The organism is Bordetella pseudohinzii (genome assembly GCF_000657795.2).
Taxonomy (GTDB): Bacteria; Pseudomonadota; Gammaproteobacteria; order Burkholderiales; family Burkholderiaceae_B; genus Bordetella; species Bordetella pseudohinzii.
Genome location: NZ_JHEP02000003.1, coordinates 197,901 through 209,570 on the forward strand (window position 1 = coordinate 197,901; position 11,670 = coordinate 209,570).

An 11,670-nucleotide genomic window follows, 5' to 3' on the forward strand; every position below is an offset into this window, starting at 1 on the left:
TATTGCAGACATGGCGCGACCGCACTCGACCCGACTTACCCTGATAGCCCTGCTTTTGCTGGCTGGGGTCGTGGCGGTGACCGTGTCGCTGGGGCGCTGGCAGCTGCACCGCGCCGACGAGCGGCGCGCCGTGCTGGCGGCGATCGAATCCGGCCGCGGCCAGGCGCCTCTTGAATTGCGCGCCGACAGCGGCGGCCGGCCGGGCGGATTCGCTCCCTGGCGGCCGGCGCGCGCCCAGGGCCAGTGGCTCGCGCAGTACAGCGTCTGGCTGGACAACCGCAATCACGATGGCCGCCCCGGGTATTGGCTGGCCACGCCGCTGCAGCTCGCCCCGGGCGGCCCCGCCGTGCTGGTGCTGCGCGGCTGGCTGGCGCGCCAGCCTGGGACCGCGCCCGTCGCGCCGCCCGCGCCGGCCGGTCCGGTGACGGTGCACGGCGAGCTGGCCGAGCGCGTGCCGCGCCTGTTCGAGCTGTGGAATATGGGCGGCGCCGGCGGCCTGCCCGCCCGCCTGGCCCCGGGCCAGCTGCCCGCCGTGCAGAACCTGGACCTGGCCGCCTACGGGCAGGCCACCGGGCTGGCGCTCTTGCCCGTGGTCTTGATGCAGACCGCATCCGAGGACGACGGCTTGCTGCGCGATTGGCCCCAGCCGTCCGTCGATTTTCATCAGAACCAGGGCTATGCCCTGCAGTGGTTCTCCTTTGCAACCATCGCCGTGCTGGCCTGGGTGGCGGTGGCCGTCAGGGCCTGGCGCCGCCGCTCCCGAGGAAGCCCCCTGCCATGATTTGCGCGCCCGCCATGCCCCGTAAAGCCTCGCTGCTGCCCATGGTCTTGATTTTCCTGTGCGCCCTGGCGCCCATCGTGGCCGCGGTGGTGGTTTATTACAACCCCCAGTGGTGGCCGGATGATGCCAGCAACTACGGCAGGCTGGTCCAGCCGCAGCGGCCCTTGCCCGGCGCCGGCGAGCTCGCGCTGACCACGCTGGACGGCAAGGCCTTCGATCCGGCCTCGCTCAAGGGGCAGTGGCTGCTGGTGTCGGTGGACCAGGCCGAATGCCCCGAGGCGTGTGCGCGTAAACTATTCATTGCGCGCAATGCGCACGCCAGCCAGGGCAAGAACGTCGATCGCGTCACGCGCGTGTGGTTCATCACCGACGATGCCGCCGTCCCCCAGAAGGTGCTCGATGCCTACCAGGGCACCCTCATGCTGCGCGCGCGCGCCGATCAATTGGCCCGTTTCCTGCCGCCGGATCCCGCCGGCGGCCTGCTCGGGCCTATCTGGGTGGTTGACCCCCTGGGCAACCTGATGTTGCAGTTCCCCGCCGATGCCGATGGCGTCAAGGTGCGCAAGGATCTCAGCAGGCTTTTGTATAACTCGCGTATTGGCTGAGTCCATGGACCGCATCGTTCAACGCTACCGCAAACTCGTTTTCTTCACCTGGTTTCTCACGCTGGACCTGATCATGTTCGGCGCCTTCGTGCGCCTGACGGATTCGGGCCTGGGCTGTCCGGACTGGCCCGGCTGCTACGGCAAGGTCACGCCGCTGGGCGCGCTGCCCGACATCCACCAGGCCGCCAGCGACATGCCTTTCGGGCCGGTCACCCTGTCCAAGGCCTGGATCGAAATGATCCACCGCTATGTGGGCGCTTTCCTGGGCATGCTCATCATCGCCATCGTCTACATGGCCTGGCGCTACCGCCGCCAGCTGGGGCGCTCGCCCGCGCTGGCCACGGTGTCGCTGGCGGCGGTCTGCGTGCAGGGCGCTTTCGGCGCCTGGACGGTCACCCACAAACTCATGCCGGCCGTGGTGACGGCCCACCTGGTGCTCGGCCTGTCGCTGCTGGCCCTGATGACCTGGCTGGCCGCGCGCGAACGGCCCCATCTGCCCGTGCCGGCCATCGCGGTCCGGCTGCGGCCCTGGATGGCGGGCGGGCTGGTCCTGCTGGCCGTCCAGGTGACGCTGGGCGGCTGGGTCAGCACCAATTACGCCGCGCTGGCCTGCATGGATTTCCCCACCTGCCATGGCCAATGGGCGCCCGAGATGGACTTCCATGGCGGCTTTTCGGTGATCCGGGGCCTGGGCGAGCTGCCCTCGGGAGAGATGATTTCCCAGAGCGCGCTGACGGCCATCCACTGGGTGCACCGCAACTTTGCGTTCATTGTCTTTGTCTATATGGGCATCCTGGCCTGGCGCCTGCGCGCGCTGGCCGGGCTGTCGGGCCCGGGCCGACTGATGCTGGCCTTGCTGGCGGCACAATTGGTGACGGGTCTGACCACGATTTTCTTCCAGTGGCCGCTGCTGATCGCCGTGCTGCATAACGGCGGGGCCGCGGGCCTGGTCCTGGCCTCGGTGCTGGCGCTCGTGCGCCTGGCGACGGCGGGCGGTCCGCCGCTGCGCAGGCTTTGAGCGCCGGGGAGGCTAAAATAGGCAAATCATGACGTCCATCGCTGCTTCCCAACCCGGATTGCTGCGCCAGTATCTCGTGCTCACCAAGCCGAGAGTCACACAGCTTGCTGTGTTCTGCGCCGTGATCGGGATGTTCCTGGCGGTGCCCGGCCTGCCCGACCTCAAGCGTGTGCTTTTCGGCACCGTCGGGATCTGGCTGCTGGCCGCCGCCGCTTTCGCCATCAATTGCCTGATCGAACAGGAAATCGACGCCCGCATGACGCGCACGGCGCGTCGCGCCACCGCGCGCGGCACGATTTCGCCCGCCCAGGTCCTGAGCCTGTCCGGCTTGCTGGGCGGGGCGGGCATGCTGGTGCTCTATCACCTGGTCAATCCGCTGACCATGTGGCTGACCTTCGCCACCTTCGTGGGCTATGCGGTCATCTACACCGTCATCCTCAAGCCGCGCACGCCGCAGAACATCGTCATCGGCGGGCTGTCGGGCGCCATGCCTCCGGCGCTGGGCTGGGCCACGGTGGCCAATTCGGTGCCGGCCGAGGCCTGGGTGCTGGTGCTCATCATCTTCATCTGGACCCCGCCGCATTTCTGGGCCCTGGCGCTGTATCGCACGCAGGACTACGAAAAAGCCGGCCTGCCCATGCTGCCGGTCACCCATGGCAGCAAATACACCCGCCTGCAGATCATGCTCTACAGCTTCGCGCTGCTGGCCGTGACGCTGCTGCCCTATGCCATGCGCATGAGCGGGGTGCTCTATCTGCTGGCCGCCGTCGGCCTGGGCGCCATCTTCGTGGCCCAGGCCGTGGGCCTGTATCGCCACTATAGCGACGAGCGTTCGCGGCGCTTGTTCCGCTATTCCATCCTCTATCTGTCGCTGCTGTTCGGCGCGCTGCTGGTGGATCATTGGGTCAGCGCCCTCCTGGCCTGACCTTCCTGACGGGGGTTTGCTTCATGTCCGTGTTTTCGTCCGCCCGCCGCCGGGCCGTGCAGGCCCTCGCCGGCTTGACCGTCCTGGGGGCCCTGGCCGCCTGCGGCGAGACGCCGCCGCCCTTCAAGGGCAGCGACATCACCGGCACGCAACTGGGCAAGAACATGGCGCTGACCGACATGAACGGCCAGCCGCGCACGCTGAAGGATTTCGCGGGCAAGGTCACGGTGGTGTTCTTCGGCTTTACGCAATGCCCGGATGTCTGCCCGACCTCGCTGGCCGAAATGGCCCAGGTCATGCAGGCCCTGGGGCCGGATGCCGATCGCGTGCAAGTGCTGCTGGTGACGGTGGATCCCGAGCGCGATACGCCGGAAATCCTCAAGCAATATGTAACGAGCTTCGATAAACGTTTCCTGGCCTTGACCGGAACGCCCGATCAGCTCAGGCAGGCCGCCGCCTCGTTCAAGGCCTATTACGCCAAGGTGCCCACCAAGGACGGCGGCTACACCATGGACCACACGGCGGCTTTTTATCTGATCGACGGCAAGGGCGAATCGCGCGTGCTGGCCAACAACACCCTGGGCGCCCAGGCGCTGGCCAACGATATCAAGCTGCTGGTCGACGGCCGCTGAACCGCGCCAGGTTCAGGATGCTTGCATGGCGGCGCGCCAGCCATCGTAGGCCTGGCGGGCGGTCGGACCCAGTTCGTCCAGGCCCAGGGTCTGGCGGCGCGCCATGATCATCATCGCGTAGGGCGTGGCCAGCGCGGCCGCTTCGGCGCACAATCGCGCCTCTTCCCCTTGGGCAGGCCTGAGATTGCGCCAGTAGTTGATGGCTTGTTCGAGGTCGGTCAGCGGGATGACGGTGTCCATGCTGCATTGTCCCAGAATGCGGCCATCTGTCCATCGGCAAGGCTTTGCAAAGCGTCACCATCGCAATAAGCCGAAATGACGGCCGGGTGCTATACAACGGGCCGTCTAGTACGCAAGGAGAGCCATTATGAGCACCTCGACCGGCGCGCGCCGGATCCATCCGCTGTTCGCCAGCGCCGCCGTGGCGGTCATCGTGCTGTGCGCCGTCGGCGTGGCCGCCATCCTCGGCTGGCTGCCGCGCAGCCCCGCCCAGGGCGGCGTGCCAGAAGGCAGCCCGCCCATGAGCGCGGAACAGGCGGCGATCAGCGGGCCGGAGGCGGTCAACCTGGCGCCGGTGCCCGAGCCCGCTCCGCCTGCCCAGCCCGTCCAATCCGCCCAGCCTGCCCGGCCCGCCGCCGCCCAACAGGCGCCCGCGCCCCTGGCTTGCCCGACCTGCGGCGTGGTCGAATCCTTGCGCCAGGTCCAGGTGCCCAAGCGCGATGACAGCAACCACATCATCGGCACCGTGGCGGGCGGGGTGGTCGGCGGCGTGGTCGGCAATCAATTCGGCGGCGGCCATGGCAAGGATGCGCTGACCGTCCTGGGCGCGGTCGGCGGCGCTTTGGCAGGCCGTGAAGTCGAGCGTAATATTAGGCAGCAGGAGACCGTGACCCAATACGAGTTGACCGTGCGCATGGCCGATGGCAGCAAGCGCTTGTTCCATAGCGCGCAGCCCTTTGCCTATGGCCAGGGCGCTCAGGTCCGGGTCGAAAACAATCAATTGCTGCCGCGTTGACCGGAGACTGAATGACTGAATCCAACCCCTTCGTTCTGCCGGGCATGGGCCAGAACTCCGACCTGTCCGGCAATCCGCTGCTGGCCAGCATGGAGATGATGCGCCAGGCCTGGGCGGGGCTGTCCGGTCCGGGCGGACTGGGCCAGAGCCTGCCGCTGACCCCGCCGCTCAACCTGGAGGAGCTGGAGCGCCGTATCGCTGAGTTGCGCACGGTCGAAGGCTGGCTGAGGCTGAACCTGCAGATGCTCTCCAGCACCATCCAGGGCATGGAGGTCCAGCGCGCCACCATCGCCACCTTGCGTTCTTTCGTGGGGTCCGTCTCGGGCATGCCTTCGGCCGCCGAGGGCGAGGCCTCGCCGCTGGAAGTCGCGCTGGGCTTAAGGCCGGGCCGGGCCGAGGACCCGCCCGCCGCGCAGGAGCCTGCCGCGGCGCGGGCCGCGGCCGATCAAGAAGTCCCGCCCGCGCCGGACCGCGTCAACGAGGCGGCCCTGTCGGCTTCGCAGGCCTGGTGGGATCTGCTCAACCAGCAATTCAGCCAGATCGCCGCGGCGACCGCGGCCAGCTTGCCGGGCATGATGCCGGGCATGGAGGCCGAGGACACGCCGGCCGGCCAATCCGCCGCCAAGTCCGCCGGCAAGGCGGCCAAGGCGTCCAAGACCCCTGGCGCGGCCAAGAAGGCCGCGCCGCGCAAGCCCGCCAAGAGCGCCAAGTCCGATCCGGCCAAGCCGGCCGCCGCCCCGCGCGGGGCGCGCGCCGCCAGCAAGGTCGTCCGCAAATCCACGCGCGCCGGCTAGGCGCGCTTCGTTCGTCTTAGCACGGGCGCCCAGGCGCCCGTGTCATTTTTCAAGAGTTATGTCTTCTATGCTTAATGTCGTGATTCTCGCCGCCGGACTGGGCAAACGCATGCAGTCCGATCTGCCCAAGGTGCTGCATACGCTGGCCGGACGCCCCATGCTCGGCCATGTGCTGGACGGCGCCCGGCAGCTCGACCCGGCGCGCATCATCGTCGTGGTCGGCCATGGCGCCGAACGGGTCGAGGCCGCCTATGCCGGCGAGCCGGGCCTGAGTTTCGCGCTGCAGCGGCCCCAGCATGGCACGGGGCACGCGGTGCAGCAGGCCGTGCCGCAACTGGCCGGCGGCGATGACGCCGATGATGCCACCCTGGTGCTCTACGGCGATGTGCCGCTGGTGCAGCCCGAGACGCTGCGCCGCCTGATGCAGGCGCGCGGCCGGGGCGTGGCCGTGCTGACCGAAGTGCTGGCCGACGCCACCGGCTATGGCCGCATCGTGCGCGACGCCCAGGGCCAGATCGCCCGCATCGTCGAACACAAAGATGCCAGCGAACAGGAACGCGCCATCCAGGAGGTCAACACCGGCATCCTGGTGGCGCCGACCGCCAAGCTGAAAGACTGGCTTACCCGCATCGACAACAACAATGCCCAGGGCGAGTACTACCTGACCGACATCATCGGCCTGGCCGTGGCCGACGGCGTGCCGGTCCATGCCGCGCATCCCGGCGCCAGCTGGGAAACCCTGGGCGTGAACAGCCGCGTGCAGCAGGCCGAACTGGAGCGCCGCTGGCAGCAGGAACTGGCGCGCCGCCAGCTCGAGGCCGGCGTGACGCTGGCCGACCCGGCCCGCTTCGACCAGCGCGGCACGCTGGTGTGCGGCCGCGACGTCTATATCGATGTGGGCTGTGTGTTCGAGGGCAAGGTGACGCTGGGCGACGGCGTGCGCGTTGGCCCGCATTGCGTGCTGCGCGACGTCGAGATCGGCGCGGGCACGCATATCGAGGCCTTCAGCCATCTGCAGCAGGCCAAGGTGGGCGAAGAGGCGCGCGTGGGTCCGTATGCGCGCCTGCGCCCGGGCGCCGACCTGGGCCGTCAGGCCCATGTCGGCAATTTCGTCGAGATCAAGAACGCCGTGCTGGGCGAAGGCAGCAAGGCCAATCACCTGGCCTATATCGGCGATGCCGACATCGGCGCGCGCGTGAACGTGGGGGCGGGCACCATCACCTGCAACTACGATGGCGTGAACAAGCACCGCACCATCATCGAGGATGACGCCTTCATCGGTTCCGACACTCAGCTCGTCGCGCCGGTGCGCGTGGGCCGGGGCGCGACCCTGGGCGCGGGCACCACGCTGACCCGCGACGCGCCGGCCGACGCCCTGACGCTGTCTCGCGCGCGTCAGACGACGGTGGCGGGCTGGAAGCGTCCAGTCAAAAAATCGTGAGCCCGGGCACGCCCCTGGCCGGCGCGCAGGGTAAGGCGCCGCCGGATGGCCTGCCCACGCCCAGGCGCTATTACGCCGCCGCCACCGTCCTCACCGGCATGAGTTTGTCGGTGCTGGACGCGACCATCGCCAACGTCGCCCTGCCGACCATTGCCGCCGACCTGGACTCGCCTCCCTCGGCGGCGGTCTGGGTGCTCAATGCCTACAACCTGGCGGTGGTCACCATGCTGCTGCCCATGTCGGCGGTGGCCGAGCGCATCGGTTTCCGCCGCATGTTCACCATCGGCCTGGCGCTGTTCACCCTGGCTTCGCTGGGCTGCGCCGTCTCCGGTTCGCTGCTGCAGTTGAGCCTGGCGCGCATGGTGCAGGGCATAGGCGCGGCCACGCTGATGTGCATGTTCGGCGGCCTGGTGCGCAATATCTACCCCACCCATATGCTGGGACGGGGCATCAGCATCAACGCCACCACGGTGGCCTTGATGTCGGTGCTGGGGCCGACCCTGGGTTCCTTCATCCTGAGCGTGGCGCACTGGCGCTGGATCTTCGCCGTGAACCTGCCCATCGGCATCCTGCTGATGATGGGTTTGCGCTTCTTGCCCGAAGTGCCGCGCAATACCTCGCGCATGGATTACCTGTCGGCCCTGCTGTCCATGGCCGCGCTGGGCTGCTTCATCTCGGGGGTCGATTCCCTGGCCCAGGACGTGCTGCGCAGCCTGGGCCTGATCGCCGTGGCCATCCTGGCCGGCCTGCTGCTGATCCGCCGCAGTCGGGGACAGACCGCGCCGCTGGTGCCCATCGATCTGTTGCGCATCCGGCCCGTGGCCTTTGCCGTCATGGCCTCGGCCTGCACCTTTGCCGCGCAGATGTCCTCCTATGTCTCCCTGCCCTTTTATTTCGAGCACGTGCTGGGGCGGCCTCACCTGGAGGTGGGCCTGCTGATGGCGGCCTGGCCGCTGGGCACGGGGCTGGTCGCGCCGGCGGCCGGCTTTTTGTCGGACCGCTATTCGGCCGCCGTGCTTTCGGGTGTGGGAGCGGGCGCTATGGCGCTGGGCCTGCTGTGGCTGGTGTTCTCGCCGCTGGATGCCTCCAATGGCCGCATCATGGCCGGCATGTTCGTGGCCGGCCTGGGCTTTGGGTTCTTCCAGACCCCGAACAATCGCGCCATGCTGTCGGGCGCGCCGCGCCAGCGCAGCGGCGCGGCCGGGGGGTTGCAGGCCACGACCCGGGTGTTCGGCCAGAGTTTTGGCACGGCCCTGGTGGCCATCGCTTTCAGCTTGAGCGCCGCGCATGGCCCCACGCTGGGCCTGATGGCGGCGGCCGGCTGCGCCAGCCTGGCCATCGTGGTCAATTCGGTGCGCATCGCCAGAAAGGTGGGCCAGTCCGGCGCCTGACGCGGACTGGCCGGCTTCTATAATGGCGGCCGGAAGCGCGCCCTTGGGGGGCGCGAGGATTTACGAGGCTGCGCGCATGAAAATCACGGTGATAGGAACCGGCTACGTCGGCTTGGTGTCGGGCGCCTGCCTGGCGGACATGGGCAATGAGGTGATGTGCCTGGACACCAATGCCGACAAGATCGCCCAGCTGCGCCTGGGCCGCATCCCCATCTACGAGCCCGGCCTGGAAGACCTGGTGCGCCGCAACGTGGCCGAGGGCCGGCTGCAATTCACCTCCGATGTCGCGCAAAGCGTGGCCTTCGGCAGCGTGCAGTTCATCGCCGTGGGCACGCCGCCGGGCGAAGACGGTTCGGCCGACCTCCAATATGTGCTGGCCGCCGCGCGCAATGTCGCCCGCCACATGACCGAAGCCAAGGTGGTGGTGGACAAGTCCACGGTGCCCGTGGGCACGGCCGACAAGGTGCGCGCCGCCATGGCCGAAGAACTGGCCGGGCGCGGCGTGACGCTGCCGTTCTCGGTGGCCTCCAATCCGGAGTTCCTCAAAGAGGGCGCGGCGATCGCCGACTTCATGAGCCCCGACCGCATCATCATCGGCGCCGACGATGCGCATACCGTCGATGTGATGCGCCGCATCTACGCGCCCTTCCAGCGCACCCACGAGCGCCTCATGGTGATGGATGTGCGCTCGGCCGAGCTGACCAAGTACGCGGCCAACGCCATGCTGGCCACGCGCATATCCTTCATGAATGAAATGGCCAACCTGGCCGAGAAGCTGGGCGCCGACGTCGAACAGGTGCGGCGCGGCATTGGCGCCGATCCGCGCATCGGCTATCAGTTTCTCTATCCCGGCGTGGGCTATGGCGGCTCCTGCTTTCCCAAGGATGTGCAGGCGCTGCTGCGCATGGGCGCCGAGCAGGGCGAATCCATGCAGGTCATCCGCGCGGTCGAGGCCGCCAACGAGCGCCAGAAGCTGCGCCTGGCCGAGAAAGTGCGGGACGTCTATGGCGAGGACCTTGCCGGCCGCCGCTTCGCGCTCTGGGGCCTGGCCTTCAAGCCCAACACCGACGATATGCGCGAGGCGCCCAGCCTGAGCATCATCGCCGAGCTGACGCGCCGCGGCGCCGAAGTGCGCGCCTTCGATCCGGTCGCCATGGAGCAGGCCCGCCCGCTGCTGGCCGGCAACCCGGCCGTGAGCATGACGGCCGATATGTACCAGGCCCTCGATGGCGCCGACGCCCTGCTCATCGTCACGGAATGGAAGGTCTTTCGCGCGCCCGATATGGAGCGCCTCAAGCATCTGCTCAAGCGGCCGCTGATCATCGACGGGCGCAACCTCTGGGTGCCGGCCGAGATGCGCGAGCAGGGATTCGAATACCAGGGCATAGGCCGCGCATGAAGATCCTGCAGCTCAACTTCGAGAAAGGCTGGCGCGGCGGCGAACGGCAGACGTTGTACTGCATGCGCGCCTTCCGCAAGGCCGGCCACGAGGTCGAACTGCTGTGCCGCGCCGGCGGGCCGCTGCAGGCGCGCGCCCGCGCCGAGGGTTTCGTGACCCACGGCGTGCGCAATGTGCCGGGCCAGCTGGCCTTCCTGGCCCGCCATGGCCGCGGCTACGACATCCTGCATTCGCAGACGGCCAATACCAATACCTGGGCCGTGCTGACCAAGCCCCTGCACCGTCGGCCGGTGGTGTTTTCGCGCCGCACTTCTTTCGTGGTCGAGCCCGGCGACGAATGGAAGACCGGCTTCAAATGGCGCCACGTCGACCTGCTGGTCGCCATCAGCGAAATGGCCGCCAGCGAGCCGCGCCGCCTGGGCATCGAACCCGTCATCATCCGCAGCGCGGTCGAGCCGCATGTGATCGATCCGGCCAATGTCGCCCGCCTGGCCGAGGAGTTCAAGCTGCAAGGCAAGAAGGTGCTGGCCACCTCGGCCGCGCTCATCCGCGACAAGGATCCCGTGACCCTGGTGCGCGCCGTCGGCGAGCTGGCGCGCCAGCGGCGGGATTTCGTTTTCCTGCATTTTGGCGCCGGCGGCGACCGCGAGGCCGAGGCGCGCGCCGAGGCGCGCAAGCTGGGCATCGAGGATGTCTATCTGTTCACCGGCTTTCGCAAGGGCGTCGAGGACTTCTACAGCATCATGGATGTCTTCGTGATGGCCTCCAGCGAAGAGGCGCTGGGCAGCAGCGTGCTGGACGCCTTTTTGCAGAAAGTGCCCGTGGTGTCCACCGACGCCGGCGGCCTCAAGGAAAGCCTGGCCGATGGACGGGGCGTGCTGGTGGCCGTGGGCGACTACGAGGCCATGGCCCGCGGCATGGCGCGCTGCCTGGATGACGCGGCCTTTCGCGCCGAGGCCACGCAACGCGCCTATGACTACGTGCGCAGCGAACACGACGTCACCGAAATGGGCCGGCGCTACCTGGCCGAGTTCGCGCGCCTGGCGCGCTGATCAGGCCGGCGGCAACTCCACCCGGGTCTCGAACTTGGCCCGGTGCACCGAGAAGAAGGTCCGCACATTGCGCACATTGGCATGCGCCGTGAAGGCGCGATGGGCCAGCGCATGGTAGGCCGGCATATCGCGCACCAGCACAATGACCACGAAATCCGGCCCCGGCGACACCCGGTAGCACTGCAGCACGGCCGGCTCGGCCAGCATCCATTGCTCGAACTCGTCCAGGCGTTCCGCCGCCTGCACATCGAGCGTAATCTCCACAATGGCGGTCAGCGAACTGCCCAGCTTGGCGGCATCGAGCAGCGCGACCTGGCGGGCGATCACCCCGGTCTCGGTCAGCCGGCGCACGCGGCGCAGGCAGGTCGGCGGCGAGGCGTGCACGCGCTGGGCCAATTCCTGGTTGGTCAGGGCGCTGTCGCGTTGCAGTTGTTCCAGGATGCGTCGGTCCAGGTCGTCCAACTCAGGCAATTCGGCAGCCGGCGAGGTATTTTCGATCATTTATTTCAACAATCAGATAGACAAGAAATAATATTTAATCACTTATCTGTAAAAAAATAAACGTTCACGAAAGAGCTAATATAGAAATCATATTTCTTGCAGCTGCGCGCACAATG

Annotated in this window: 13 protein-coding genes; 11 read left to right on the forward strand and 2 right to left on the reverse strand. The window is 67.9% G+C overall.

Annotated features, from left to right (window positions below; translation table 11 throughout):
* The first annotated feature begins 10 nt into the window (after window positions 1-10).
* The 5 genes from L540_RS05275 to L540_RS05295 are packed head-to-tail and all read left to right on the forward strand — an operon-like array spanning window position 11 to window position 3,961.
* Complete coding sequence (locus L540_RS05275; RefSeq protein WP_043210477.1) at window positions 11-781, forward strand: SURF1 family protein; 771 nt, start codon at window positions 11-13, stop codon at window positions 779-781.
* Window positions 778-1,386 carry an SCO family protein gene (locus tag L540_RS05280; RefSeq protein WP_109842463.1) on the forward strand — a complete coding sequence of 203 codons (609 nt, stop codon included), beginning with the start codon at window positions 778-780 and terminating at the stop codon, window positions 1,384-1,386. The genes L540_RS05275 and L540_RS05280 overlap by 4 nt, the downstream gene beginning before the upstream one ends.
* Window positions 1,387-1,390: 4 nt before the next feature.
* Window positions 1,391-2,404 (forward strand): COX15/CtaA family protein, encoded by a 1,014-nt coding sequence (locus L540_RS05285; protein WP_043210476.1) that lies wholly within the window; start codon window positions 1,391-1,393, stop codon window positions 2,402-2,404.
* Between the two features lie 28 nt (window positions 2,405-2,432).
* The gene (cyoE, locus tag L540_RS05290) at window positions 2,433-3,329 is read left to right on the forward strand and encodes a heme o synthase (RefSeq protein WP_043210475.1); all 897 of its coding nucleotides are present in this window, start codon (window positions 2,433-2,435) and stop codon (window positions 3,327-3,329) included.
* 23 nt (window positions 3,330-3,352) lie between these two features.
* Window positions 3,353-3,961, forward strand: a complete 609-nt coding sequence (locus L540_RS05295) for an SCO family protein (RefSeq protein ID WP_043211105.1) — start codon at window positions 3,353-3,355, stop codon at window positions 3,959-3,961.
* 12 nt (window positions 3,962-3,973) lie between these two features.
* Here L540_RS05295 and L540_RS05300 read toward each other — a convergent pair whose 3' ends face one another.
* A complete protein-coding gene (locus L540_RS05300; RefSeq protein WP_043210473.1) occupies window positions 3,974-4,201 on the reverse strand; it encodes a DUF3717 domain-containing protein in 228 nt (75 codons plus the stop codon).
* A gap of 127 nt (window positions 4,202-4,328) precedes the next feature.
* Between L540_RS05300 and L540_RS05305 the strand changes: the two genes are divergently transcribed.
* From L540_RS05305 to L540_RS05330, 6 genes are all read left to right on the forward strand, one after another.
* Window positions 4,329-4,976, forward strand: coding sequence for a glycine zipper 2TM domain-containing protein (locus L540_RS05305; protein WP_043210471.1), 648 nt, complete (start codon window positions 4,329-4,331; stop codon window positions 4,974-4,976).
* Window positions 4,977-4,987: 11 nt separating this feature from the next.
* Entirely contained in the window at window positions 4,988-5,770 is a 783-nt protein-coding gene (locus tag L540_RS05310) for a PhaM family polyhydroxyalkanoate granule multifunctional regulatory protein (RefSeq protein WP_043210469.1), read from the forward strand.
* Window positions 5,771-5,837: 67 nt separating this feature from the next.
* Window positions 5,838-7,211, forward strand: coding sequence for a bifunctional UDP-N-acetylglucosamine diphosphorylase/glucosamine-1-phosphate N-acetyltransferase GlmU (gene glmU, locus L540_RS05315; protein ID WP_043210466.1), 1,374 nt, complete (start codon window positions 5,838-5,840; stop codon window positions 7,209-7,211).
* Window positions 7,208-8,602 carry an MFS transporter gene (locus L540_RS05320; protein WP_082149552.1) on the forward strand — a complete coding sequence of 465 codons (1,395 nt, stop codon included), beginning with the start codon at window positions 7,208-7,210 and terminating at the stop codon, window positions 8,600-8,602. The genes glmU and L540_RS05320 overlap by 4 nt, the downstream gene beginning before the upstream one ends.
* 76 nt (window positions 8,603-8,678) lie before the next feature.
* Window positions 8,679-10,001: a UDP-glucose dehydrogenase family protein gene (locus L540_RS05325; protein ID WP_043210465.1), complete on the forward strand. Its 1,323-nt coding sequence runs from the start codon at window positions 8,679-8,681 to the stop codon at window positions 9,999-10,001.
* Window positions 9,998-11,053, forward strand: a complete 1,056-nt coding sequence (locus tag L540_RS05330) for a glycosyltransferase family 4 protein (RefSeq protein ID WP_043210462.1) — start codon at window positions 9,998-10,000, stop codon at window positions 11,051-11,053. The genes L540_RS05325 and L540_RS05330 overlap by 4 nt, the downstream gene beginning before the upstream one ends.
* On the opposite strand, the gene L540_RS05335 is transcribed toward L540_RS05330, so the two are convergent.
* Entirely contained in the window at window positions 11,054-11,551 is a 498-nt protein-coding gene (locus L540_RS05335) for an Lrp/AsnC family transcriptional regulator (RefSeq protein ID WP_109842476.1), read from the reverse strand.
* Between the last annotated feature and the right edge of the window lie 119 nt (window positions 11,552-11,670).

Excerpts from the sequence above, each read along its gene's own strand:
- L540_RS05325 (WP_043210465.1), top strand. The coding sequence starts at position 8,679 with ATGAAAATCACGGTGATAGGAACCGGCTACGTCGGCTTGGTGTCGGGC.
- L540_RS05310 (WP_043210469.1), top strand. The coding sequence starts at position 4,988 with ATGACTGAATCCAACCCCTTCGTTCTGCCGGGCATGGGCCAGAACTCC.
- L540_RS05295 (WP_043211105.1), top strand. The coding sequence starts at position 3,353 with ATGTCCGTGTTTTCGTCCGCCCGCCGCCGGGCCGTGCAGGCCCTCGCC.
- L540_RS05280 (WP_109842463.1), top strand. The coding sequence starts at position 778 with ATGATTTGCGCGCCCGCCATGCCCCGTAAAGCCTCGCTGCTGCCCATG.
- glmU (WP_043210466.1), top strand. The coding sequence starts at position 5,838 with ATGCTTAATGTCGTGATTCTCGCCGCCGGACTGGGCAAACGCATGCAG.
- cyoE (WP_043210475.1), top strand. The coding sequence starts at position 2,433 with ATGACGTCCATCGCTGCTTCCCAACCCGGATTGCTGCGCCAGTATCTC.
- L540_RS05300 (WP_043210473.1), bottom strand. The coding sequence starts at position 4,201 with ATGGACACCGTCATCCCGCTGACCGACCTCGAACAAGCCATCAACTAC.
- L540_RS05305 (WP_043210471.1), top strand. The coding sequence starts at position 4,329 with ATGAGCACCTCGACCGGCGCGCGCCGGATCCATCCGCTGTTCGCCAGC.
- L540_RS05285 (WP_043210476.1), top strand. The coding sequence starts at position 1,391 with ATGGACCGCATCGTTCAACGCTACCGCAAACTCGTTTTCTTCACCTGG.
- L540_RS05275 (WP_043210477.1), top strand. The coding sequence starts at position 11 with ATGGCGCGACCGCACTCGACCCGACTTACCCTGATAGCCCTGCTTTTG.
- L540_RS05330 (WP_043210462.1), top strand. The coding sequence starts at position 9,998 with ATGAAGATCCTGCAGCTCAACTTCGAGAAAGGCTGGCGCGGCGGCGAA.